Genomic DNA, 23,407 nt, shown 5'->3' on the forward strand with positions numbered 1-23,407 from the left:
GGAGGAACGCTAGAACCCGGAGCCGACTCCAGGGTCAAGAGCGGAGACGGAACCCGTTTCAGTCGCCGAGCGCCTCGAGGATCCGGATGTCGCGCACCGCGCCGTCGGCGAGCGCGGCCAGGGCCTCCTGGTACGCGGGGCTCTCGTACGCCGCGACGGCCTGCTCGACGCTGTCGAAGGCGATCAGCGTGGTGCGCTCGGTGAGCCCGGACTCGAAGGCCGCGGCGGCCTTGCCGCGCGCCAGGAACCGGCCGCCGGCGGCCTCGATCGCGGGGCCCGCGAGGGCGACGTAGGCCTCGAGCTTCGCGGGGTCGCGGATCTCGCGGAAGGCGTTGACCCAGTACGCGCCGGGCATCGGGGCTCCTTGTCGGATCAGATGGGCTCGGTCCCGTTCCCGGTCGGCTCCCCAGCGCCAGGAACGGGACCAGCCTCTCGCACGGTCACCGCTCTCGAGCCCCCGAAGCCCGACGTGACCTGTCCTCCAGAGCGTCCCCCGGGCCTGGCGGGCGGAAACGGCTCGGGCTGACGTAGATCGGTTCAGCCGCGCCGGACGGGTGGTACGAGGCGGACCCCGCCCCTGCGCAGAGGCGCGGGGCCCGCCCGGCCGGCTGCCCGTTCCAGCGGACAACCGCCGACGCTGGGGAGCCAGGCCCGACACGGTGACCGACGCTGGGGCGTGGGGGCAACTCGCGGGGCCCGGATTCTCATGCTGGGCCCGACAGCACGAAGCCCACCGAGCGTTTCCGCTGGTGGGCAGGGGTGGCCAGGGGCGGGGTCGAACCGCCGACCTATCGCTTTTCAGGCGATCGCTCGTACCGACTGAGCTACCTGGCCGGACGGCCGAGGGACACCTCGACCGGAAGAGCGACCCAGACGGGACTCGAACCCGCGACCTTCGCCGTGACAGGGCGACGCGCTAACCAACTGCGCCACTGGGCCTTGAACGTGCTGTTCCAGCGTACCCCCAACGGGATTCGAACCCGCGTTGCCGCCTTGAAAGGGCGGAGTCCTAGGCCGCTGAACGATGGGGGCGCGACCCTCTGGCTGAGGACCTTACCCGCAACGGCGAACCCGTTGGGAGCGACGAAAGCATAGGTGACGGCCCTCAGGGCCCCGCCACCCACCCCCCGGTGAGGTGCGGTCCCAGCACCGCGCCCATGCCTCCGCCGGCGCGCCACTCCCGCAGCCAGTCGGGGTCGGCGGTGGCGCCGAGCAGGAGCTCCCAGTTCTCGCAGACGCGCATCGCGAGGTCGCGCAGCCCGCTGACCCCCAGCGAGGTCACGAACGCGCCGGCGGAGATGTCGACGATCGCCCGCGCCAGGGGGACGTCGTCCACGCCCGCGGCGAGGAGCCCGTCACGCCGCGCGTCGGCGAACAGGCCCCCGAACACGTCCTGCCAGAACGTGAACGGCCAGCCGGGCCGCTCGGGCCCGGCGAACCCCTCGGAGCACAGCCGCTGCCCCGCCCGCAGGACCGGGCCGGCGAGGGCGTCCTGCACCTCGCGGGCGATCTGCGCCGCGGTGCGCAGCGGGTCGCGGCCCGTGGCCCGCGCGCGGAGCACGAGGTCACGGCAGAGGGCCTCCATCTCGTCCACGACCGCGGAGGCGATGCTCTCCTTGGAGATGAAGTGGAAGTAGAGCGCGCCCTTGGTGACCTTGCTGCGCTCGAGGATCCGCGACAGCGAGGCCTCGTGGTACGACGCCGCCGCGAACTCCTCAGCGGCCGCCGCGAGGATCGCGCTGCGGGTGGCCACCGCCCGGGCCTGGCGCTGCGGAGCACCGACGCGTGACCCGGGCGACGGGTCGGACGGTGGGGCGTCCCCGGGCTCGGACATCGAGGATCACGGTAGCGCGATCGCGTCACGGCCCGGGGCGCGCATCAGATTTCGTCAGACCACGGACGATCCGGCGCCGGTCACCGGCGGACGGGCGGCGGGTCGCCGCCCTCGCCGATCAGCCCGAGCATGTCGAGCAGCTCGCGGCAGTCGTCGGAGTCGAGTGAGTTGCGCGCCACCGCGATCCGCGCCCGGTGCACCTGGTCCTCGCTGACGCCGTAGACGTCGGCCGCGGTGCGCTGGGTGGGGACGGTCGGTTCGTCGAGCGACGCGCGCTCGGGGTGGGGTGCGTTCGGTCGTCGGCGAGGTCCTGACGTCGTGTTCATCGTGGCTCCCGGTGGCCGCCTGGTCCCGACCCGCTGCAACACCTCGCGCGGCGGGATCACCCGGTTCGGGGGCTCGCCCGGTCACTGCGCGTGGCCGATCTCGTCCCTCGTCCGAGTCGCGACGACGCTACCCAGCCGCCCCCGGCGATGCAGCCCCCTCTCCGAGTGACGGACCGGGTGTGCGTCAGGTGACGACGGGGCCTCAGAGCGGTCACGGAAGGCGACCACTCGGGTGCGTACCGACCCCGCCGGACGGCGGGCGGTCGCGCCGCCCACGCTCAGTGCCCGCGTCGACGACGCACCGTCGACGACTGGTCAGTCGACGAGGGCCTGATAGACGAGACCGCGCAGCTGGGTGCGGATCGGGTGGGCGCTCGACGGCAGCAACTGGGTGAAGAACATCGCGGTGATGCGCTCGACGGGGTCGACCCAGAACGCGGTGCTCGCCGCACCACCCCAGCCGATCTCACCGACGCTGACCGGCACCTTGTAGGCCACCGGGTCGAGCACGACCGAGAAGCCGAGCCCGAACCCGACGCCGTGGAACGGTGCCTCGGCGAACAGGGGCCGGCCGACCTGCTCGAGGTCCTGCCCGCCCGGCAGGTGGTTGGCGCACATGAAGTCGACGGTGCGGCTGCCGAGGATGCGCACGCCGTCGACCTCGCCGCGGCCCAACAGCATGCGCGTGAAGCGGTGGTAGTCCGCGGCGGTGGACACCAGCCCGCCTCCGCCGCCGAACCAGGTGGGCTCGACGGCCTCGCGGGCGATCGCGCCGACGCCCGCGGCATCGGCGGCGAGGAAGCGGCCCGTGGCCGGGTTGGCGACGTAGAGCGTCGCCAGCCGGTCCGGGTCGTCGACGGCGAAGCCCGTCGCCGTCATCCCGAGCGGGCCGAGCACGTTCTCCTCGAGGAACACGTCCAGCGACTGGCCCGAGACGACCTCGATCAGCCGGCCGAGCACGTCCGTGGCCTGGCTGTAGTTCCACTCCGTGCCCGGCTGGAACACCAGCGGCAGGCGAGCCCACGCCTGGACGCACCCGGCGAGGTCGAGGTCCGGCGGCGCGGTCCACTCGAAGCCCGCGGCGCGGTACATCTCGTCGATCGCGTGCGCGTGGTGGAAGCCGTAGGTCAGGCCGGCGGTGTGGGTCAGCAGGTGCCAGACGCGGATCGGCTCGGTGGCCGGCTCGAGCAGCGGCTTCGACGACGAACCCTTGACGTAGACCTTCGGCTCGGCGAACTCCGGCAGCCAGCGGCTGATCGGGTCGGTGAGCTCGAACAGACCCCGCTCCCAGAGGACCATCGCCGCCACCGAGGTGATCGGCTTCGACATCGAGTAGAGGCGCCAGCGGGTGTCGTCGGTGACCGGCTCGCCGGCCTCGGCGTCGCGGGCGCCGGCGACCGTGGAGTGCACGACCTGCCCGTCGCGGGCCACGACGGCGTGCCAGCCCGCGAGGCGGCCGTCGTCGACGTACCGCTGGAAGTGCTCGTCGATGCGGGCCAGGCGCGCCGGGTCGAAGCCCAGCTCCTCGGGATCGGTCTCGACCTTCAGGGGGCTGCTCACCACCGTCAGTCTGCCCCCGTGAAGAACGCCCGCAACTCGTCGACGACCTCGTCGGGCCGCTCCTCGGGCACGAAGTGCCCGCAGCGCTCGATCGCCCGCCCGTGCACGTCGTCGGCGTACTCGCGCCACAGGTCCAGCAGCGGCAGCGTCGTGCCCATGACGCCCTCGGCGCCCCACAGCGCGAGCAGGGGCTGGATGACGCGCCGGCCGGCGGCGTGGTCGGCCTCGTCGTGCTCCGCGTCGACCGGGTCGGCGCGGTAGTCGTCGAAGCCGCAGCGCAGCGCCCCGGGCTGGGAGAACGCGCGCACGTACTCGGCGATCGCTTCGGGCTCGAGGCCCTCGCGGGCGTAGGTCCACCTCTCGAGGAAGTAGCGCAGGTAGCCCTCGACGTCGGCGCCCGCGAGGCGTTCGGGCAGGTCGGGCTGCAGGTGGAACAGCCAGTGCCAGTACTTGGCGCCGAGCTCGGCGTCCATGCGCTGCCAGGTCGCGCGCGTCGGGGCGATGTCGAGGACGGCCAGCCGCGACACCTCGTCGGGCCGGTCGAGCGCCCATCGGTGCGCCACCCGGCCGCCGCGGTCGTGGCCGACGACGGCGACGCGGTCGAACCCGAGGTGGCGCACGAGCGCGGAGACGTCGGCGGCCATCGTGCGCTTGTCGAACCCGGCCGTGGGCTTGTCGCTGGCGCCGTAGCCGCGCAGGTCGGGGACGATCACGATGTGGTCGGCGGCCAGCGGGCCGGCGACGTGGCGCCAGCAGTGGCCGGTCTGCGGCCAGCCGTGCAGCAGCACCACCGGTGGGCCCTCGCCACCGCGGCGGAAGTGCAGGCGGACGCCGTTCACGGCGGCCGTGTCGGGGTGCAGCGCGGGGGTGCTCACGCCGCGGCATCCTGCCCGCGGGCGGGCTCAGCAGGCCATCGGACCGGCCGGGCCGCCGGGTCCCCCGGCGCGCGGTGGGCGCCCGGACACCGCGCCCCGGTCGGCGGCCTCGACGACGGCCGCCGTGGCGTCGACCGCCGCGGCACGCCACAGGCGGTCGCGCATCCGGCGCACCAGGCCGTCGGCGTGGCAGAGGGTGGCGAAGTCGAGGGCGCGGTCGGCCGTCGCCCCCCGCGGCGCGGCGCGGACGCGGGCGTACTCGTCGAGCGCGGGCACGATGCGCCCGTCGGCGTGGTCGAAGGCCCGCCCGAGCGCGGCGGCGTCGAGCACCTCCAGGGCCACCGCCTGGGCGGTGTGCGGCAGCATCGGCTGCGCCGCGCCGCCCACCACCGTCATGCGGTGGCGCGTGTCGCGCAGCAGCGGGGCGTGGTGGCGGTGCACGTGCGTCGGCGGTGTCCCGACGGCCCCGGCGGCGGCCGCCCGGACCTCCGGCGCGGTGGCGCCCAGCAGCCGCCCGAGCAGCGCGGCCACGCCCTCGCGGTGCAGGTCGTCGAGGGCGTCGACACGCACCGTCACCGACACGTGGCCCGTGCCGTCGGGCACCCGGGCCTGGGTGACGTGCAGCGACGGCGACGACCAGAGCCGCAGCAGGTCGTCGGGTGGCGCCGGCCCGGGCGCCCGGTGCAGCAGGTAGGGGCTGGAGACGGCGTGGCCGCCCCCGAGGTGGGCGCGCACGCGGCTGGCGGGGCCGTCGGCGCCGACGAGCGCCTCGGCGCGGTAGCGGGCGCCGGCCTCGTCGGTGACCACCACGGCGTCGCCGACGTCCTCGACCGCGGCGGCGCGGCGTCCCCACTCGACGGTGACCATCTCGTCGGCCGTGCACGCGGCCACGAGCAGCGCCCGGAGCACGGCGTGCGGGACGAGCACGTAGGGCCGCGCGTAGCGCGCCCGGACCGCGGCGCCGAGCTCGGCCACCCGCAGGACCGTGCCGCTCGCGGCGTCCGCGTGCACGAGCCGCCGGGGCTCCCAGGCCGCGGCCGTCAGGGCGTCGGCGAGGCCCAGGGCGGCGAGCTCGCGCAGCGCGTCCGGGGTGAGCACGGCGAGGCCGGGGTCGACGTCCTCGGGCCGGTCGCGCTCGAGGACGTGCACGGGGAAGCCCTGGTGGGCCAGGAAGAGCGCGGCGACGAGCCCGGAGAAGCGGGAACCCAGCACGAGCAGCGGTACGGCAACCACGGCTCCACCTCGTTCACCCGCGCGGACGAGACAAGCGTAGGCAGATCATCTCGGACGGAGCAATCGGGCGCCGGAAGGTGAGGTCAGGGCCCGTCGACCACTCGGTCGGGTGTCCCTCGGTCGAGCGACGGGGCGGTCGCGGCGTGGTCGGGCGCGTCGCCGAGGCGGTCACGGGCGTCGAGGACGCGGGCGAGCGTGAGGCAGGTCGTGGCCAGCGCGGCGCCGAGCAGCCAGCCCGCGGAGACGTCGGTGGTCCAGTGCACGCCGAGGTAGACCCGGCTCGCGCCGACCACCAGCGCGCCCAGGGCGGCCAGCGCGATCGCGGCCGTGCGGATCGCGCGGGCCCGCGGGGTGCCGACGGACAGCGCGCTCACCGCCGCCGCGGTCAGGGTCAGCCCGAGCGCCGACATCAGGGCGTGGCCCGAGGGCAGCGACGCCGTGGCCTCCTCGGCGAGGCGCAGGGCCTCGGGCGGGCGCGGGCGCTCGACGGCGAGCTTGACGAGGCGGACCGTCAGCGAGCCCGCCGCCACGCCGACGACCCAGATCACCGCGGTGCGCCGGTGGCCGCGGGCGAACAGCACGACGGCGGAGACGACGGCGAGGCCCCCGGTGCCGACCGTCCCGCCGATCAGGGAGACCGCCTCGGCCGTGGTGGTCAGCCCCGGCGTGCGGTGGACGAGCATCCACGAGAGCACCGGGGAGTCGGCGGCCGCGAGCGCCTCGTCGGTGGCGACCAGCGCGAACACCACGCCGGCGGCGGCGACGAGCACGCCCACGAGGGCGGTGTCGCGCAGCGCGCCGGGCACGGCGGACAGGGCGCCGCCGGCGACGCGGTCGGCCACCGTGGCCAGGACGACGAGCACCCCGAGGACCAGCAGCGACACGGCGGTGGCGTCGAGGGCCACGGAGATCCTCCTGCGGGTGCTGTGCGTGCGGAACGGGCGACGCGCCGGTGCGACGTGGCCGGGCCCCGATCATCCCAGGGCAGACTGGGGTCGTGCTCCTCCTGGGGCTCCTCGCCGCCCTCGCGGCGGCGGGGGCCAACGCCGGCGCGGCCCTGCTCGAGGCGAGCGCCGCCCGGCGCGCGAGCCGGCCGGCGACGATCGTCCTGCACCCGATGTACCTCTCGGGCCTCGCCCTGGACATCGGCGGCTGGGTGCTCACCGTGCTCGCGCTGCGGTTCATGCCGATCGTCGCGGTGCAGGCGATCGTGGCCGGCCAGGTCGGGATCACGGTGGTGGCGTCGCACTGGGTGTTCGACACGCCGCTGCGCCGCGTCGACCTGTTCGCGGCCGGGGCGAACGTGCTGGGGCTCGCGCTGCTGGTGGCGAGCGCGAGCGTCGACGACGAGCCGCCCGTCCCGTCGACCGGGACCACCGTGGCCCTGCTGGCGACGTTCGCGGTGCTCGCGGCCGTCGGGATCCCGGTGGCGGTCAAGAGCCACCGGGCGGTGCTGATCTCGTTCGTCGCCGGGCTGGCGTTCGGGGGCACGGCGGTGGCGGTGCGGCTGGTCGAGCTCGGGGGGACGCTCGGGGAGATGGCGGGCCAGGCGCTCACCGACCCGGCGGTGTGGGCGCTGCTGGGCTTCGCGGTGCTGGGCCTCGGGACCTACACGGTCGCGCTCGGCAAGGGCGCCGCGGTCGGTCCGGTGGTGGCCGTGCTCGCGGTGACCGAGACCCTCGCGCCCGGGTTCATCGGGCTGATCTGGCTGGGCGACAGCGTCCGCCCGGGATGGACGCCGGCGTTCGTGCTGGGGCTCGTGCTCGCGCTCGGCGGGGTCGTGCTGCTGGCGCGCTCGCCCGCACAGGCGTCGCTGGCCGGCGACGACGGCGTCGCCCCGCCGCCGCTCAAGCGGCTGTAGCGGGGCGACGCCGCGGGCTCAGTCGCGGAACGCGTCCTTGACCTTCTCGCCGGCGTTCTTGAGGTTGCCCACGGTCTGGTCCTTCTTGCCCTCGGCCTCGAGGCGCTCGTTGCCGACCGCCTTGCCGATGCCTTCCTTGACCTTGCCCTTGAGCTCCTGGGCCTTGTTGTCGACCTTGTCGTCCTGCGCCATGATCGTCTCCTCACCGCGCGCCGTCGACGGCGTGCTGACGGAGAGCCCAGTACCCCCGCGCGGACGGGTCAACGCGCGGGAGTCCGCTCCGAGCTGCGCAGGACGACGTCGCGGACGACGTCCCCGGCCGACGGCAGGTCGACCCACGCGACCTCGGGGTGGTGCTCGTCGGCGCGCGCGAGGAGCTGGAACGTGCCGGCGTCGGCGGGGAGCAGCCGGAACGCGCCGTCGGTGTCGGCGGTGGCGACGGCGACCTCGCGCCCGTCGCGGCCCACGAGCGTCAGCGTCGCGCCCCCGACGGCGTCGCCGCGGCCGTCGGTGACGTGGCCCTGGAGGGCGGCCTGCTGGTCGGTCTCTCCGGTGTCGGGCGCCCGACGCGCGGCCCGTCGGCGGTCCGCGAGGAGGTCCACGACGCCCAGCACCAGCGCCAGGACGACGAAGGCGACCGCGCCGATGAGCCCGAGGCTGATGGCCCGCGCCCAGTCGCCGCCGGTGGAGGCGAGCTGGCCGAAGAAGACGGCGCCGACCGCGGAGATGCCGATCGCCGACCCCACCCGCTGACCGGTCTGCAGGACGCCCGCGGCGGTGCCGCCCTCGCGGGGCGGGACCTCCTCGAGGGCGAGGGTCTGGTTGGGCGCGATGACGAACCCGCTGCCGATGCCGGCGACCAGCAGCGGCCCGGCCATCGCCCAGCCGACCTGCTGCGGGTCGAGGCGCAGGACGACGTCGACCGCGACCAGCCCGATCGCCACGGCGAGCAGGCCGCCGACCACGAGCGGCTTGCCCAGGCGGGAGACGAGACGGCCGCCGACCGCCGAGGTCACCGCGGACCCCAGCGCGAACGGCGTCAGGGCCAGCCCGGCCTCGAGCGGGGTGTAGCCGCGCCCGTTCTGCAGGAACAGCGTGATGACGAAGAAGATCGCGGTGAAGCCGGCGAAGTAGAGCAGCCCGAGCGAGCTGCCCAGGGCGTAGCTGCGGGTGCGCAGCAGGGCGAAGTCGACCAGCGGGTGCCCGTGGGCGCGGCGCGCGCGGCGCTCCCACCGCACGAAGAGGACGAGCAGGACGGCGAACACCCCGAGCAGCCACCAGGGGGCGCTCGCCGGATCGCCCTCGGAGAGCACGAGCGGCACCATCAGCGCGACCACGGCGCCGCCGAGCAGGATCGCCCCGACGATGTCGAGGGGCCGGCGCTCGGCTGCAGCGACGGTGTCGCGGGGCAGCAGGCGGGCGCCGAGGACCAGCGCGAGCACGCCGATCGGGACGTTGACGTAGAAGACCCAGCGCCAGCCGTCGGCCTCGCCGCCCCACTCGAGCAGCAGGCCGCCGAGCAGCGGCCCGATCGCGGTGGAGATGCCGATCGCGGCGCCGAACAGGCCGAACGCCCGGCCGCGCTCGCGACCCTGGAACAGCTGCTGGATGAAGCCGATGACCTGCGGGTTGAGCATCCCGCCGGCCGCGCCCTGGAGCAGGCGGGCGGCCACGAGCGTCTCGGCGTTCGGCGCGAGCCCGGCCGCGGCGCTGGTCAGCGTGAACAGGGCCAGCGCGATGACGAACATCTTCTTGCGGCCGCGGTCGTCGCCCAGGCGCCCGGACGCGACGAGCACGAGGCCGAAGGTCAGGGCGTAGCCGGACACGACCCACGACAGCTCCGCGGCCGAGGCGCCGACCCCCCGCTGCATGGCGGGCAGGGCGACGTTGACGATGCTGACGTCGAGCAGCGTCATGAACCCGGCGATGAGGCACACCGCCAGGGCGCGCCAGCGTCGCGGGTCCGGCTCGGGTTGCGTCACCAGGACGGCTCCCCCGGCCGCGCCCCGGTCAACCACGAGCCCGGCCGGACGAGACGAAGGGAACGCCCGTGGAGGTCCTGTCGAGCCGCATCCTCGTGCGCCCGCGCGACTGGGAGGTCTCCCGGGCGTTCTACGCCGACGCCCTGGGGCTCGCCGTGGCGCGCGAGTTCCCCGGCGGCGTCGTGTTCTTCCTCGGCACCGGCTACCTGGAGCTGTCGAAGGCCGGGGCGGTGAGCGTGGGCGACGACGCGCTGTGGTTGCAGGTGCGCTCGCTGACCTCTGCGGTCGAGGAACTGCGCGAGCGGGGCGTGACGATCACCCGCGAGCCGCGCCGCGAGTTCTGGGGCCTCGACGAGTGCTGGATCGCCGACCCCGACGGCCGCGCGATCGTCCTCGTCGAGATCCCCCCGGGCCACCCGATCCGGACCGACACCCGTACGTGAGCGATCTTTGGGCCTATAGGCCCAAAGATCGCTCACATGCCCAGGGCGCCCGCCAACTTCTCCAGCGACGGGCGGGGGTCCGCCATCGGGTGCTCGCCCAGGGCCTGGACCAGCACGTGGTCGGCGCCGGCATCGAGGTGCGCGGTCACCGAGGCCGCGACGGTCTCGAGGTCGCCCATGCCGACCAGCGCGCGGGCGAGGCGTTCCGAGCCGCCGGGCACGAGGTCGGACTTCTCGAAGCCCTGGCGCAGCCAGGAGTTCCGGTAGTTCGGCAGTCCCGAGTAGATCTCGAGGTGCTGGTGCGCGCGGGCCAGCGCGTCCTCGGCGTCGTCGCCGACGGCCACGGCCTGCTCGGACACGACCCACTTGTCCACGCCCAGGGCCTCGCGGGTGACCCGGGTCTGGTCGGGCAGGACGAGGTAGGGGTGCACGCCGTCGGTCTCGGCGCCGGCCAGCTCGATCATCTTCGGGCCGAGGGCGGCGACCAGGCGCGCGGGCCGCCCGGCGCCCGGCTCGATCTGCTCGGGCACCGCGGCCATCCGCTGCAGGTAGTCGCGCATCGTCGCCAGCGGCTTCGCGTACGTCCCGCCCCGCCCGCGCTCGACCAGCGGCGCGTGGCTCACGCCGAGCCCGAGCACGAACCGCCCCGGGTGCAGGGCGGTCAGCGTGCGCCCGCCGTTCTCGGCGGCGATCGGGTCGCGGGCGTGGATGTTGGCGATGCCGGTGCCGACGACCAGGCGGTCGGTGGCGGCGAGGAACGCGCCGGCCTGGGTCAGCGTCTCCTTGCCGTAGGCCTCGCCGTAGAACAGCGAGCCGTAGCCCATCGCCTCGAGGTCGCGGGCGACCTGCTGCGCGTCGCGGATCGCCCAGCTGTCGCTGGTCCACCAGACGCCGACGCGGGACGGGAAGTCGATCTGTGCGGCCACGCCGCGACGCTAGCCCTGGCCCGCGAGGCCCGCCGACGCGGACTCGTGCGCCATCGTGCGCAGCGCCGAGATCAGCCCCGCGCCCAGCACCGTGCCCAGCACCGCGCTCTCGACGACGTCCTCGCGCCGCCCGCGCGACACGACGGCGTCGACCTCGCGGCGCGCCAGGGCCTCGAGGGTCTCGGCGTAGGTGTCGAGGAGGTTCACCAGCACCTCGGTGCCGAGGCGCTCGCTCGTGGCCAGGATCTCCACGGCCGCCCGCCGTCCCGGATTGCTCTCGTGGACGTGCCACCCCCGCCGGGCGACGAGGTCGTCGAGGACCTTCGTCGCCCGCTCGGTGGCGTCGTCGTCGGTCAGGACGGCACCACCGACGAGCGCGTCCTGCGTGGCCCCGAGCACCGAGTGCAGCGCGACCTCGTCGGCGTCGACCGCGGCGAGGACGTCCCGCGTGCCGGCGACGGACAGCCCGCCGACGTCGATGAGCGCGCGCACCAGCCGAAGCCGGCGCACGTGCGCCTCGCCGTAGGCGGCCTGGTTGGGACTCGTGCGCTCGCCGGGCGGCAGCAGGCCCTCGCGCAGGTAGTACTTGATCGACGCGACGCTCACGCCGGTCCGGCGGCTCAGCTCGGCGACCCGCATCCCGCTCCCCTCTGGACGACACCGTGCAGATAGTTCTACTCTCCACTCATGGACAGTGACACTATCCGTTCGACGGCCCGGGACCACCGCGTCCTCGCCGTGTTCACCGGGGCCATGGCCGCGCTCGCGGTGGTGTGCCTGGCCGGGGTCGCGCTCGACCCGCGCCTGCTCGGCGGCCAGCCCATCTGGGCCAAGCCGCTGAAGTTCTCGGTCAGCTTCGCCCTCTACGGCGCGACGCTGGCGTGGATGATCTCGCTGGTCGCGGCGCCGGCGGCCCGCCGCTGGGCCCGCCGCGCCGGGGTGGTCGTCGCCGTCGCGGGGACGGTGGAGATGGTCGCGATCGTCGGGCAGGTCGTCCGGGGACGCGCCAGCCACTTCAACGTCGCGACGGCCCTGGACACCGCGATCTGGTCGGTGATGGGCACGACGATCGTCGTGCTCTGGGTCGCGACGGCGACCGTCGGCGTCGTGCTGCTGCGCGAGCGCACGCTGCCGGCCGACACGGCGTGGGCGGTGCGTCTCGGCCTCGGGGTCACCCTGCTCGGCATGGCCGCGGCCTTCCTCATGACCGGCCCGACCGGCGCGCAGATCGCGGCGGCGCAGGACACCGGCGCGATGCCGACGGTCGGCGCGCACGCCGTGGGCGTCCCCGACGGCGGCGCCGGCCTGCCGCTGGTCGGGTGGAGCACCACCGGCGGCGACCTGCGCATCGGGCACTTCGTCGGCCTGCACGCGCTGCAGGGCCTGCCGCTGCTCGGCGTCCTGCTGCTCCTGCTCGCGCCGCGAGTGCCCGTGCTGCGCCGCGTCGGCGTCCGCGCCCGGCTGATCGGCGTCGCCGGTACGGCCTGGACCGGGCTGACCGTGCTGCTCGTGTGGCAGGCGCTGCGCGGCCAGTCGATCATCGCCCCGGACGCCGGGACCCTCGTCGCCGCCGCCGTGCTCGTCGTCGCGACGCTCGCAGGCGCCGTCGCCGTCCTGCGCGGCGGCGCCCGTCACGACCGCACCGCCACCCCGACGACCGCCCTGGAGCCCCGATGACCACCCCGACCACCACCGCCGCCCCGCGCACCCGCGCCGGCAGCCCCGTCCTCGTCGGCGTCTACCTCGTCCTGTCGCTGGTGGGCCTGGTCGGGACGTGGTGGTTCAACATCGCGTTCTTCCTCGGTGGCGGCGACGACTACCTCGGCGGGTGGTTCGCCAACGCCGCGAGCTCCTCGGCCGCGGTCGACATCCTCGTCGCCGGCGCCGCCGCCTGCGTGCTCATCGTGGTCGAGGGGCGGCGCCTGGGCTTCCGGGCGGTGACGATCGGGCTGCTCGTCGTCCTGAGCTTCGTGATCGCCGTGGCGTTCACGTTCCCGCTGTTCCTGGCCCTGCGGGAGGTGCGCCTCCGGCGCACGTGAGCAGCTGTCGGTGCGCCAGCACCGATTTCTGCTCACGTGCCGAAGGCACTACAGGCCCAGGTGCCGCGCGATGAGGATCTTCTGGACCTCGCTGGTGCCCTCGCCGATCTCCAAGATCTTCGAGTCGCGGTAGTGGCGGGCCACCGGGTACTCGTTCATGAAGCCGTAGCCGCCGAAGATCTGGGTGGCGTCGCGGGCGTTGTCCATCGCGGCGTTGGAGCTGACGAGCTTCGCGACCGCCGCCTCCTTCTTGAACGGCTTCCCGGCCGCCATCTTCGCCGCGGCGTCGTGCCACGCCAGGCGCGCGCAGACCGTCCGCGCCTCCATCTCGGCGATCTTGAACTGGATGCCCTGGTAGGTCCCGATCGCCGCCCCGAACGCCTCGCGCTCGCGGGCGTAGCGCACCGACTCGTCGACGCAGCCCTGCGCCGCGCCGGTGGACAGCGCGGCGATCGCGACGCGGCCCTCGTCGAGGATCGACAGGAACTGCGCGTAGCCCCGGCCCTGCGCACCGACGAGGTTCTCCTCGGGCACGCGGCAGTCGTCGAACGCGAGCTCGTGGGTGTCGGAGGCGTTCCAGCCGACCTTGGAGTAGCTCGGGGCCACGGTGAACCCGTCGGTGCCCGACGGCACGAGGATCGCCGAGATCTCCTTCTTGCCGTCCTCGCCGCGGTCGGTCACCGCGGTGACCGTGACCAGCGCGGTGATGTCGGTGCCCGAGTTGGTGATGAACGCCTTGGTCCCGTTGATCACCCACTCCCCGCCGTCGACCTTCGCCGTGGTGCGGGTGGCCCCGGCGTCGGAACCGCCGCCGGCCTCGGTGAGCCCGAACGCGCCGAGCGTGCGGCCCGCGGCGAGGTCGGGCAGCCAGCGCTCCCGCTGCTCGTCGGACCCGAAGCGCAGGATCGGCATGATGCCCAGCGAGACGCCGGCCTCGAGGGTGATCGCCACCGACTGGTCGACCCGCCCCAGCTCCTCGAGCGCGACGCACAGCGCGACGTAGTCGCCGCCCATGCCGCCGTGCTCCTCGGGCACCGGCAGGCCGAACAGGCCCATCTCGCCCATCGACGCGACGATGTCGTAGGGGAACTTCTCCTGGATGTAGAGCTCGCCGATGACCGGCGCGATCTCCTTCTGCGCGAACTCCTCGACGGTGGCCCGCAGGGCCTCGTGCTCCTCGGACAGCTGCATGATCAATCTCCCGGGTCGGGCACGACGGTGACCAGCGGTGCGTCGAGGGCGACGGCGGCGCCGGCCTTCGCGGCCAGGTCCTTGACGACGCCGTCGCTCGGCGCCGACACGACGTGCTCCATCTTCATGGCCTCGACGACGACGAGTCGCTGGCCGGCGGTGACGTGGTCGCCCTCGGCGACCTCGACGGCGGTGACCGTGCCGGGCATCGGCGCGGTGAGGGGGCCGTCCCCGGGGCCCCCGGCGGTGCGCGCGGCGCGCAGGCGCTCCTGCTCGCGCAGAGCCCAGGCGTCACCGTCGCGGGCGAGCCAGCGGACGCCGTCCGCCACCGCCGTCCGGTAGTTGCGCGTGGTGCCGGCGAGGGTGACGACGAGGGTGCTGCCGTCCCTCTCGGCGGAGGCCCTCCGTGAGGCGCCCTCGGCGCCGACGGTGACCATCGCGCGTGCAGCGGGTCCGGCCACGGCGACGTCGACCGGGTCGCCGCTCGCCCCCGCCGCGGGGACGAGGCGCCAGCGCGCGGGCGCGGGGTCGGCGCCGAGGCGCCAGCCGCCGAGACGGTCGAACGGGGCGTCGCCGGCGGGGAGGTCGAGCAGGCCGGCGAGGGCCGCGGCCACGAGGACGTCGTCGGGGGTCGTGTCGTCGGGCGGGTCGAGCCGACCGATGAGCCCGGTGTCGAGGCGCCCGGCGCGGACGTCGGGGTGGGCGAGCAGGGTGCGCAGCCAGGCGAGGTTGGTGCGCACGCCGAGCACGGTGGTCGTGCCGAGCGCGGCGTCGAGGCGGTCGAGGGCGGCGGCGCGGGTGGGGCCGCTGGCGATGACCTTGGCGAGCATCGGGTCGTAGCGGGACCCGACCTCGGTGCCGGTGGCGACGCCGGCGTCGACGCGGGCGTCGGCGGGCCAGACGAGGTCCAGCACCGTGCCCCCGGTCGGCAGGAAGCCGCGGGCGGGGTCCTCGGCGTAGAGGCGGACCTCGACGGCGTGGCCCTCGATCCGCACGTCGCCCTGGTCGTAGCCCAGCGGCTCGCCCGCCGCGACGCGCAGCTGCTCGGCGACGAGGTCGAGCCGGTGGCCGCGGATCGTCACGACCTCCTCGGTGACCGGGTGCTCGACCTGCAGCCGGGTGTTCATCTCGAGGAAGAAGAACTCGCTGGCGTCGGCGTTCGTCACGAACTCGACGGTCCCGGCACCGACGTAGCCGCAGGCGATCGCGGCCTCGACGGCGGCGGCGCCCATGTCGTGGCGCTGGCGCCCGTCGAGCACCGCCGAGGGGGCCTCCTCGACCACCTTCTGGTGCCGGCGCTGCAGCGAGCACTCGCGCTCGCCGAGGTGCACGACGGTGCCGTGCGCGTCGGCCAGCACCTGGATCTCGATGTGGCGGGGGTCGGTGACGTAGCGCTCGACGAGCAGCGTGTCGTCGCCGAAGGAGCTGCGGGCCTCGCGGCGGGCGGCGGCGATGGCGTCGCGCAGACCCTCGTCGCCCTCGACGACGTGCATGCCCTTGCCGCCGCCGCCCGCGCTGGGCTTGAGCAGCACGGGGAAGCCGACGGCGCGCGCGGCGGCGGCGACCTGGTCGTCGTCGAGGCCGGAGCCGTCGGACCCGGGCACCAGGGGAACGCCCGCCGGGCCGACCGTCGCCTTCGCCCGAATCTTGTCGCCCATCGCCTCGATGGCCTCGGCGGGCGGGCCGATCCAGGTCATGCCGGCCTGCTCGACCTGGCGGGCGAACGCGGCGTTCTCGGCGAGGAAGCCGTAGCCGGGGTGCACGGCGTCGGCGCCGACCGCCCGGCCGGCCTTGATGATCGCCGCGCCGTCGAGGTAGTCGGGCACGCGCACCGCGACGTCGGCGGCGTGCACGTGCGGTGCGTCGGCGTCGGGGTCGGTGTTGACGGCCACCGCGCGCAGGCCCCGCGCGTGCAGGGTCCGCGTGATCCGCACGGCGATCTCGCCGCGGTTGGCGATCAGCACGCTGGTGAACACGGTGGCCTCTCTGGCGGGCGAGCGGGGTGGTTTCCTGGCGTTGAGTGCCAGCGTGGCCCCCACGCTGGCACGCGCGCGCTACATCCGGAACACGCCGAAGTGCGGCGGGTCGAGGGGGGCGTTGGCGCAGGCCGAGAGGGCCAGGCCGAGGACCGTGCGGGTGTCGGCGGGGTCGATGACGCCGTCGTCCCACAGCCGCGCGGTGGAGTAGTACGGGTGCCCCTGGTGCTCGTACTGCTCCCGCACGCCCTCGGCGTCGCTCGAGCCCACGGTGCCGAGCACGGTCGCCGCCTGCTCGGCGCCCATGACGCTGATGCGGGCGTTCGGCCACATCCACAGGAAGCGCGGCGAGTAGGCCCGTCCGCTCATCGCGTAGTTGCCGGCGCCGTACGAGCCGCCGATGACCACGGTCAGCTTGGGCACCCGAGTGGTCGCGACGGCGGTGACCATCTTCGCGCCGTCCTTCGCGATGCCGCCGGCCTCGTACTCGCGCCCGACCATGAACCCCGTGATGTTCTGCAGGAAGACCAGCGGGATGCCGCGCTGGTCGCACAGCTGCACGAAGTGCGCGCCCTTGAGCGCCGACTCGCGGAACAGCACGCCGTTGTTGGCGACGATGCCCACCGGGTGCCCGTGCAGGCGGGCGAAACCGGTGACGAGCGTGGTGCCGTAGTCGGGCTTGAACGGGGTGAACCCAGCAGAGGATCCCGAGGGCCCGTCCACCAGGCGCGTGATCACCTCGTGCACGTCGTAGGCGGTGCGCCCGTCGACCGGGACGACGTCGTAGAGCTCGGCCGGGTCGTGCTCGGGCTCGACGGTGGGGCGCCGCTCCCACGGCGGCGCGCACCGGGGACCGAGCGTGTCGACGATGTCGCGCACCATCGACAGCGCGTGCGCGTCGTCGTCGGCGAGGTGGTCGACGACCCCGGAGGTGCGTGCGTGCAGCACCCCGCCGCCGAGCTCCTCGGCCGTGACCTCCTCGCCCGTCGCCGCCTTCACCAGCGGCGGGCCGCCCAGGAAGATCGTCCCCTGGTCGCGGACGATGATCGCCTCGTCGCTCATCGCCGGGACGTAGGCCCCGCCCGCGGTGCAGCTGCCCAGCACCGCCGCGATCTGCGGGATGCCGAGCCCTGACATCGTGGCCTGGTTGTAGAAGATGCGCCCGAAGTGCTCGCGGTCGGGGAACACCTGGTCCTGCTGCGGCAGGAACGCCCCGCCCGAGTCGACGAGGTAGACGCACGGCAGGTGGTTCTGCAGCGCGACCTCCTGGGCGCGCAGGTGCTTCTTCACCGTCATCGGGTAGTACGTGCCGCCCTTGACGGTGGCGTCGTTGGCCACCACCACGCACTCGCGCCCGGCGATGCGCCCGACGCCGGTGATGATCCCCGCGCCCGGCGCGGCGTCGTCGTACATGCCCGTCGCGGCCAGCGGCGAGAGCTCGAGGAACGGGCTCGACGGGTCGAGCAGCGCGTCCACCCGATCGCGCGGGAGCAGCTTGCCCCGCTCGACGTGGCGCTGGCGCGAGCGCTCCGGCCCGCCGAGGCGCGCCACCGCGAGCCGTTCGCGCAGGTCGGCGACGAGCGCGTGGTGCCCGGTGTGTACGTCGGTGCTGGCCGCGGCCACGCTCGACCTCCTCGTCGTCCGTTAACGCTCGTTCACGTTAGTGACCGTTCACGTCCCCTGGCAAGGGGCACTAGGGTGCGAGCGTGCCCGTCACGACCTCGCGCCGCGAGCAGATCCTCACCGAGGCGGCCAGGCTCTTCGCCCGCCACGGCTTCCACGGCGTGTCCATCGACGGGATCGGCGCGGCGGTCGGCGTGAGCGGACCGGCCCTCTACCGGCACTTCCCGTCGAAGGAGGGCCTGCTCGCCGAGCTGCTGGTGGGCATCAGCGAGCACCTGCTCGCCGCCGGGGAACGGCTCGCGACCGAGCACGACGACCCCGACGCGCTGCTCGAGGCGCTCATCGCGTTCCACACCGACTTCGCGCTGCACCGGCCCGAGCTCATCACCGTCCAGGACCGCGACCTCGCCAACCTCCCCGACGCCGCCCGCCGCCGCGTGCGCGGCCTGCAGCGGGCGTACGTGGAGATCTGGGTGGACGCCCTGCGCCGCGCGGGCCTCGCGGCCGGCGAGGAGACCGCGCGGGTCGGCGCGCACGCCGCGTTCGGCCTGATGAACTCCACCCCGCGCAGCACGGGGCGCACGCAGGCCGCGGTCGCCGCGCCGGTGCTCGTGGCCATGACCCGGGCCGCGCTGCACGCGCGTCCCGAGTAGTCCCGGGATCGGCCCCGGCGCCGCTACGCTCCGCGCCGTGCAGCCTCAGCAGCAGGACCAGCAGCCGGGCGGGCAGCAGTACCCGATCCTGCTCTCGACGATGAACGACCTGCCCGGCTACGAGGTCGTCCGCGTGTTCGGGGAGGTCTTCGGCCTCACCGTCCGCAGCCGCAACATGTTCTCGACCATGGGTGCGGGCTTCAAGTCGATGGCCGGCGGCGAGCTCAAGGGCCTGTCGAAGCTGCTGTCGGACTCGCGGCACGAGGCGCTCGCGCGCCTGTCGCAGGAGGCGCTGGCGCACGGCGCCAACGCCGTGCTCGCGCTGCGCTTCGACTGCAACGAGATCGCGAGCACGGCGAGCGAGATCGCCGCGTACGGCACGGCGGTGTACGTCGTGCCGGCCGCGTCCCGCTAGCCCCAGCGCGGCCCGGACGGCGCGTCGTAGCTCGCGAGGCCGGCGCCGAGCTCGTCCTCGGTCTCCTGCAGCCGGTTGCGCCGCAGCGTGGACTCCTCCAGCCGCGAGCGCACCGCGATCCGCCGCGACACCAGCTCGCGCACGTAGTCGTGGCGCTCCTGCTCCTGGGCCGTGTGGATCTGCGCGGTGAGCTTGGCGTCCTGGCGCTCGAGGATCCCGACCTGCTGGTCGGCCGCGTGGCGCCGCCGCGCGGTCTCGTCGTACCGGGCGCGCGTGACCACCGGGGCGTGCTCCTGCGGCGAGAACGGCCGGGGAGCGGGCGCCGGCGGCCGGGCGGTCGGCGCGGGCGGACCCGGACGCGCCGGCACGTACGTCGTGGTGGCGGCCGGGCCGGGCCGGTAGCCCGCCGTGCCGTGCCCCGGGGCGCCCGGCGGCGGCTCGTACTGCCGCGGGGCACCGATGCCGGTGTACGCGGGCGGCGCGGTGTCGGCCTCCCGGTCGTCCTTGCGCCCGAACAGGCGGGCCAGTCGTGAGGTCGCCATCGCGCAACCCTCCTCACGTGCCGTGACTGCCACCACTGTGCACCCGTCGCGGCCCGGACGGAAGCGGACAGGCGGGTCGTCCGCCGGACGGATCGACCGCGTCCGGACGTCAGGCCTGGTCGCGCAGCACGTTCTTCTGGATCTTCCCCGTCGACGTCTTCGGGAGCTCCCCGAACACGATCCGCTTCGGCGCCTTGAACCGCGCGAGGTGCGTGCGCACGTGCTCGACGAGCTCGTCGGGGTCGACCTCCTCGCGCACCGACACGTACGCGACGGGCACCTCGCCCCACCGCTCGTCGGGCGCGCCCACGACGGCCGACTCGATCACCGCCGGGTGGCTGTCGAGCACGCGCTCGACCTCGACCGACGCGATGTTCTCGCCGCCGGAGATGATCACGTCCTTGCTGCGGTCGCGGATCTCGACGTAGCCGTCGGGGTGCACGACGCCGAGGTCGCCGGTGCGGAACCAGCCGTCCGCATCCACCTCGGCGGTGGCCTCGGCGTCGCGGTAGTAGCCGAGCATGACGTCGTTGCCGCGCAGGACGAGCTCGCCCATGGTCTCGCCGTCGGAGGGGACCTCGGCGCCGGTCTGCTCGTCGAGCACGCGCAGGCGCTGGGCGATGACGTTGCCGACGCCCTGGCGCGCCTTGAGCCGCGACTGCTCGGTCGCGTCGAGGTGGTCCCACTCGGGGTGCCAGTCGTTCACGGCGGCCGGGCCGTAGGTCTCGGTGAGCCCGTAGAGATGGGTCACCGACATGCCCAGGTCGTTCATCTGCGCCAGCAGCGTCGGCGACGGCGGGGCGCCGCCCGTGGCGACCGTGACCGGCTCGGGCGCTGGGCCGTCCTGCGCGGCCTGCGCGTTCGCGATCATCGTCAGCACCGTCGGCGCGGCGCAGTAGTGCGTGACGCCCTCGGTGCGGATGAGCCGCCAGATCTCCTCGGCGTCGATGACGCGCAGGCACACGTGCAGCCCGCCCGCCGCGGTGACCGCCCAGGGGAAGCACCAGCCGTCGCAGTGGAACATCGGCAGGGTCCACAGGTAGCGCGACGCGGGCTCGAGGCGCACGTGGAACGCCATGGCCAGCGCCTGGAGGTTCGCGCCGCGGTGGTGGTACATGACGCCCTTGGGACGCCCCGTCGTGCCCGACGTGTAGTTGATGGCGAGCAGGCCGCGCTCGTCGGCGACGGGCACGACGCGCTCCGGGGAGTCGGCGACCAGCGACTCGTAGCGCTCGCCCTCCTCGACGAGGTCGACGCCGGTGCGCTCGGCCACCGCGCGGGCCTGCTCGACGAGCTCGCGGGTGGCGATCAGCAGCCGGGCGCCGGAGTGCTCGACGATGTGGACGATCTCGTCGACCGAGAGCCGGGTGTTCAGGGGCACGAGCACCGCACCGGCGTAGGGCACGCCGTGGTGGCACTCGAGCATCACGTGGCTGTTGGTGCACAGGGCCGCGACGCGGTCGCCGGGCTCGACGCCCAGTTCGTGCAGGGCCCCGGCCAGCCGACGGGACCGGGCGCCGAACTCCGCGTAGGTGAACCGGGCGTCGCCGTCGACGATCGCGTCGCGCGCGGCGAACGCGTGCGCCGCTCGGTCGAGGTACGCGGTGGGGGTCAGCTCGGTGAAGCTGAACGGGGCCGGGGTGACGCGCTCCATGCCCTCGTCCTACACCACGCCGAGGCTCGTCATCGCCTCGGCGACGCGCAGGAACCCCGCGGCGTTCGCGCCGTTCTCGAGGTCTGCCCCGTCGCCGTGGTAGCGCTCGGCGGCATCACGGACCCGGTCGTAGGCGTCGCTCATGATCACGGAGAGGCGCTCGTCGACGTCCTGGGCGCTCCAGCGCTCGCGCCCGGCGTTCTGCTGCATCTCCAGCGCCGACACCGCGACGCCTCCGGAATTCGCCGCCTTCCCGGGCCCGAAGGCGACGCCGCCGTCGCGCAGGATCTCCCGCGCCTCCGGGGTGACCGGGCCGTTCGCGCCCTCCGCGACCACCCGGCACCCGTTCTGCACCAGCGCGCGGGCCTCGTCCGCGCCGAGCTCGTTCTGCGTCGCGCAGGGCAGGGCGACGTCGCACTCCTGCGTGAACGGCGAGCCGTCCGCGGTGGAGGCGCCCGAGCGCTTCTCGGCGTAGTCGGCGACCGAACCGCCCTGGCCCTTGACCTCGCGGAGGAGCTCGACGTCGACGCCGTCGGGCTCGGAGATCGAGCCGCGCGAGTCCGAGCAGCCGACGACGGTGCCCCCCGAGGCGACCACCTTGTCCATCGCGAAGAGCGCGACGTTGCCGCTGCCGGAGACGACGACGCGCGCGCCGTCGAGGTCGCGGTCCTGCTCGGCGAGCATCCGTCGGGTGAAGTACACGACGCCGTAGCCGGTGGCCTCGGGCCGCAGCGCCGAGCCACCCAAGACGGCCGGCTTGCCGGTGAACGCGCCGGGCTCGTGGTAGCCGATGAGGCGCTGGTACTGCCCGTAGATCCAGCCGATCTCGCGTGACCCGACACCCATGTCACCGGCGGGGACGTCCACCGCGGCGCCGACGTGACAGGCCAGCTCCGTGGCGAACGACTGGCAGAACCGCATGAGCTCGCCCGACGAGAGCGCCTTCGGGTCGACGTCCGCCCCGCCCTTGGCGCCGCCGATGTCCTGGCCGGTCAGGGCGTTCTTGAACACCTGCTCGAAGCCGAGGAACTTGATGATGTCGAGGTCGACCGACGGCGCGAACCTCAGGCCGCCCTTGTAGGGGCCGAGCGCGGAGTTGAACTGGACGCGGAACCCGCGGTGGACACGCACCCGCCCCGCGTCGTCGGTCCACGGGATCCGGAAGACGATGACCCGCTCGGGTTCGCAGAGCCGTCCGACGACCTCGACGTACTCCGGGTGCTCGACGAGCACCGGTCCGATGCTGCGGAGCACGCCACGGACATCGGAGTGGAAGAACTGCTGGTGGGGGTCGCGGCGCAGGACGTCACGCCACACCTCCCGCAGCACCGCGTCCTCGGGCTCGTCGGTCCGGTCGCGCGCCATCGCCGTCCTCCACAACGTCGTCGTTGGGTGCGCCCGGCCTGGTACCCGGCGGTAGGTGCTGTCAGTCCGCCTGTTCGGCCGAGCACCACCACGTCGTCCGACCACCGACGGTGTCGCGCACCATCGGGGCGCCGCACCGCGGGCAGGTCTCGTCCTTGCCGCGGTACGGGATGACCTCGCCGGTGTGCACGCCGCCGTGGGCGATCGCGCTGCGCGTGGCCTTGCGCAGCTCGCGGCGCAGGGCGTCGAGGTCCTCGGTCGACAGCTCGCCCGCCGGCCGCGACGGGTTCAGGCGCGCCTGCCACAGCGTCTGGTCGGCGAGCAGGTTGCCGACGCCGGCGAGCACCGACTGGTCGAGCAGCCGGGCCTTGATCGGCGCGGTGCCCTTCCCGACGCGGGCGCGGAAGTCGTCGCGGGAGATCTCGGCGGCGTCGGGGCCGAGCGCGTCGACGTCGGGCTCGAGGTGCACGCGCCCGAGGCGCCGCTTGTCGAACAGCCGCAGCTCGCCCCCGTCCTCGAAGGTGATGCGGACGCGGTCCCACTCGGGCTTGTCGGGGCGCTCGTCGGGCTTGCGGGGCATGCCGCCGACGTGGGGGTCGCCACCGGCGTAGAGGCTGTGGGCGTCACCGCTCGGGCCGGTGACGAAGATGCGCCCGCCCATGCCGAGGTGGATGCCGAGGTGCGGGCCCTCGCCGCCGTCGGCGGTGACGGTGTCGCACCACATCGTCTTGCCCCGGCGGTGCGCGGCGACGAGCCGGCCGCCCTTGAGCGCCCGGTCGATCTCGCCGGGGTGGTGGGGCCGGCAGACGAACTCGTCGCGGTCGTCGACGCCGGCGATCGTGCGGTCGAGGGCCTTCTCGACGACCTGGCGGGCGTTCTCGACCTCGGGGAGCTCGGGCACGGGGTCCA

24 protein-coding genes and 3 tRNA genes are annotated in these 23,407 nt (G+C 74.5%); 6 read left to right on the forward strand and 21 right to left on the reverse strand.

Features of this window, described 5'->3' with window-relative positions; genetic code table 11:
- Positions 1–58 precede the first annotated feature (58 nt).
- The 10 genes from ACQPX6_RS27840 to ACQPX6_RS27885 form a co-directional block, all read right to left on the reverse strand.
- Positions 59–355 (reverse strand): DUF1330 domain-containing protein, encoded by a 297-nt coding sequence (locus ACQPX6_RS27840; protein ID WP_433783980.1) that lies wholly within the window; start codon positions 353–355, stop codon positions 59–61.
- A gap of 405 nt (positions 356–760) precedes the next feature.
- Positions 761–834: transfer RNA gene (locus ACQPX6_RS27845), tRNA-Phe, on the reverse strand.
- A gap of 31 nt (positions 835–865) precedes the next feature.
- Positions 866–939, reverse strand: a tRNA-Asp gene (locus ACQPX6_RS27850).
- Between the two features lie 20 nt (positions 940–959).
- Positions 960–1,032 (reverse strand) — tRNA-Glu (locus ACQPX6_RS27855).
- 73 nt (positions 1,033–1,105) lie between these two features.
- Positions 1,106–1,834 (reverse strand): TetR family transcriptional regulator, encoded by a 729-nt coding sequence (locus ACQPX6_RS27860; protein WP_433783981.1) that lies wholly within the window; start codon positions 1,832–1,834, stop codon positions 1,106–1,108.
- A gap of 80 nt (positions 1,835–1,914) precedes the next feature.
- Complete coding sequence (locus ACQPX6_RS27865) at positions 1,915–2,160, reverse strand: hypothetical protein (RefSeq protein WP_433783983.1); 246 nt, start codon at positions 2,158–2,160, stop codon at positions 1,915–1,917.
- 315 nt (positions 2,161–2,475) lie between these two features.
- Complete coding sequence (locus ACQPX6_RS27870; RefSeq protein WP_433783984.1) at positions 2,476–3,720, reverse strand: serine hydrolase domain-containing protein; 1,245 nt, start codon at positions 3,718–3,720, stop codon at positions 2,476–2,478.
- A gap of 5 nt (positions 3,721–3,725) precedes the next feature.
- Positions 3,726–4,595 carry an alpha/beta fold hydrolase gene (locus tag ACQPX6_RS27875; protein ID WP_433783985.1) on the reverse strand — a complete coding sequence of 290 codons (870 nt, stop codon included), beginning with the start codon at positions 4,593–4,595 and terminating at the stop codon, positions 3,726–3,728.
- A gap of 27 nt (positions 4,596–4,622) precedes the next feature.
- Positions 4,623–5,828, reverse strand: coding sequence for an FAD-dependent monooxygenase (locus ACQPX6_RS27880; RefSeq protein WP_433783986.1), 1,206 nt, complete (start codon positions 5,826–5,828; stop codon positions 4,623–4,625).
- An 83-nt stretch (positions 5,829–5,911) separates the two neighbouring features.
- Positions 5,912–6,733 (reverse strand): phosphatase PAP2 family protein, encoded by an 822-nt coding sequence (locus ACQPX6_RS27885; protein WP_433783987.1) that lies wholly within the window; start codon positions 6,731–6,733, stop codon positions 5,912–5,914.
- Positions 6,734–6,825: 92 nt separating this feature from the next.
- Between ACQPX6_RS27885 and ACQPX6_RS27890 the strand changes: the two genes are divergently transcribed.
- Entirely contained in the window at positions 6,826–7,689 is an 864-nt protein-coding gene (locus ACQPX6_RS27890; protein WP_433783989.1) for a hypothetical protein, read from the forward strand.
- Positions 7,690–7,707: 18 nt separating this feature from the next.
- Here ACQPX6_RS27890 and ACQPX6_RS27895 read toward each other — a convergent pair whose 3' ends face one another.
- A complete protein-coding gene (locus tag ACQPX6_RS27895) occupies positions 7,708–7,881 on the reverse strand; it encodes a CsbD family protein (protein ID WP_433783991.1) in 174 nt (57 codons plus the stop codon).
- A gap of 68 nt (positions 7,882–7,949) precedes the next feature.
- Complete coding sequence (locus tag ACQPX6_RS27900) at positions 7,950–9,671, reverse strand: MFS transporter (protein WP_433783993.1); 1,722 nt, start codon at positions 9,669–9,671, stop codon at positions 7,950–7,952.
- A gap of 68 nt (positions 9,672–9,739) precedes the next feature.
- Here ACQPX6_RS27900 and ACQPX6_RS27905 point away from each other — a divergent pair, with 68 nt between their 5' ends.
- Complete coding sequence (locus ACQPX6_RS27905; RefSeq protein WP_433783994.1) at positions 9,740–10,114, forward strand: VOC family protein; 375 nt, start codon at positions 9,740–9,742, stop codon at positions 10,112–10,114.
- Between the two features lie 32 nt (positions 10,115–10,146).
- Here ACQPX6_RS27905 and ACQPX6_RS27910 read toward each other — a convergent pair whose 3' ends face one another.
- Together ACQPX6_RS27910 and ACQPX6_RS27915 are read right to left on the reverse strand one after the other, a co-directional pair.
- Positions 10,147–11,040: a TIGR03620 family F420-dependent LLM class oxidoreductase gene (locus ACQPX6_RS27910; RefSeq protein WP_433783995.1), complete on the reverse strand. Its 894-nt coding sequence runs from the start codon at positions 11,038–11,040 to the stop codon at positions 10,147–10,149.
- Positions 11,041–11,049: 9 nt separating this feature from the next.
- Positions 11,050–11,679, reverse strand: coding sequence for a MerR family transcriptional regulator (locus ACQPX6_RS27915; protein ID WP_433783996.1), 630 nt, complete (start codon positions 11,677–11,679; stop codon positions 11,050–11,052).
- Between the two features lie 48 nt (positions 11,680–11,727).
- Between ACQPX6_RS27915 and ACQPX6_RS27920 the strand changes: the two genes are divergently transcribed.
- Together ACQPX6_RS27920 and ACQPX6_RS27925 are read left to right on the forward strand one after the other, a co-directional pair.
- Positions 11,728–12,717 (forward strand): hypothetical protein, encoded by a 990-nt coding sequence (locus ACQPX6_RS27920; RefSeq protein ID WP_433783997.1) that lies wholly within the window; start codon positions 11,728–11,730, stop codon positions 12,715–12,717.
- A complete protein-coding gene (locus ACQPX6_RS27925) occupies positions 12,714–13,079 on the forward strand; it encodes a DUF2834 domain-containing protein (protein WP_433783998.1) in 366 nt (121 codons plus the stop codon). The genes ACQPX6_RS27920 and ACQPX6_RS27925 overlap by 4 nt, the downstream gene beginning before the upstream one ends.
- A gap of 48 nt (positions 13,080–13,127) precedes the next feature.
- On the opposite strand, the gene ACQPX6_RS27930 is transcribed toward ACQPX6_RS27925, so the two are convergent.
- The 3 genes from ACQPX6_RS27930 to ACQPX6_RS27940 form a co-directional block, all read right to left on the reverse strand.
- Positions 13,128–14,270 (reverse strand): acyl-CoA dehydrogenase family protein, encoded by a 1,143-nt coding sequence (locus ACQPX6_RS27930; protein WP_433783999.1) that lies wholly within the window; start codon positions 14,268–14,270, stop codon positions 13,128–13,130.
- 2 nt (positions 14,271–14,272) lie between these two features.
- On the reverse strand, positions 14,273–16,246 hold the full coding sequence (locus ACQPX6_RS27935; RefSeq protein WP_433784000.1) for a biotin carboxylase N-terminal domain-containing protein: 1,974 nt from the start codon (positions 16,244–16,246) through the stop codon (positions 14,273–14,275).
- Between the two features lie 78 nt (positions 16,247–16,324).
- Positions 16,325–17,869: an acyl-CoA carboxylase subunit beta gene (locus ACQPX6_RS27940; RefSeq protein ID WP_433784001.1), complete on the reverse strand. Its 1,545-nt coding sequence runs from the start codon at positions 17,867–17,869 to the stop codon at positions 16,325–16,327.
- An 83-nt stretch (positions 17,870–17,952) separates the two neighbouring features.
- Here ACQPX6_RS27940 and ACQPX6_RS27945 point away from each other — a divergent pair, with 83 nt between their 5' ends.
- Together ACQPX6_RS27945 and ACQPX6_RS27950 are read left to right on the forward strand one after the other, a co-directional pair.
- Positions 17,953–18,522 (forward strand): SACE_7040 family transcriptional regulator, encoded by a 570-nt coding sequence (locus tag ACQPX6_RS27945; RefSeq protein ID WP_433784002.1) that lies wholly within the window; start codon positions 17,953–17,955, stop codon positions 18,520–18,522.
- Positions 18,523–18,559: 37 nt separating this feature from the next.
- Positions 18,560–18,937: a YbjQ family protein gene (locus tag ACQPX6_RS27950; RefSeq protein WP_433784004.1), complete on the forward strand. Its 378-nt coding sequence runs from the start codon at positions 18,560–18,562 to the stop codon at positions 18,935–18,937.
- Here the strand turns inward: ACQPX6_RS27950 and ACQPX6_RS27955 are convergent.
- The 4 genes from ACQPX6_RS27955 to ACQPX6_RS27970 all read right to left on the reverse strand — a co-directional run bounded on the left by ACQPX6_RS27955 (position 18,934) and on the right by ACQPX6_RS27970 (position 23,399).
- Entirely contained in the window at positions 18,934–19,479 is a 546-nt protein-coding gene (locus ACQPX6_RS27955) for a hypothetical protein (RefSeq protein WP_433784005.1), read from the reverse strand. The genes ACQPX6_RS27950 and ACQPX6_RS27955 overlap by 4 nt on opposite strands.
- A gap of 109 nt (positions 19,480–19,588) precedes the next feature.
- Positions 19,589–21,133 (reverse strand): acyl--CoA ligase family protein, encoded by a 1,545-nt coding sequence (locus ACQPX6_RS27960; RefSeq protein WP_433784006.1) that lies wholly within the window; start codon positions 21,131–21,133, stop codon positions 19,589–19,591.
- 9 nt (positions 21,134–21,142) lie between these two features.
- The gene (gene gdhA, locus ACQPX6_RS27965) at positions 21,143–22,498 is read right to left on the reverse strand and encodes an NADP-specific glutamate dehydrogenase (protein WP_433784007.1); all 1,356 of its coding nucleotides are present in this window, start codon (positions 22,496–22,498) and stop codon (positions 21,143–21,145) included.
- Between the two features lie 61 nt (positions 22,499–22,559).
- Positions 22,560–23,399 (reverse strand): Fpg/Nei family DNA glycosylase, encoded by an 840-nt coding sequence (locus ACQPX6_RS27970; RefSeq protein ID WP_433784008.1) that lies wholly within the window; start codon positions 23,397–23,399, stop codon positions 22,560–22,562.
- Positions 23,400–23,407: the final 8 nt, after the last annotated feature.

Origin of the sequence: Actinomycetospora sp. CA-101289, from assembly GCF_050955895.1 — a bacterium.
Taxonomy (GTDB): domain Bacteria; phylum Actinomycetota; class Actinomycetes; order Mycobacteriales; family Pseudonocardiaceae; genus Actinomycetospora.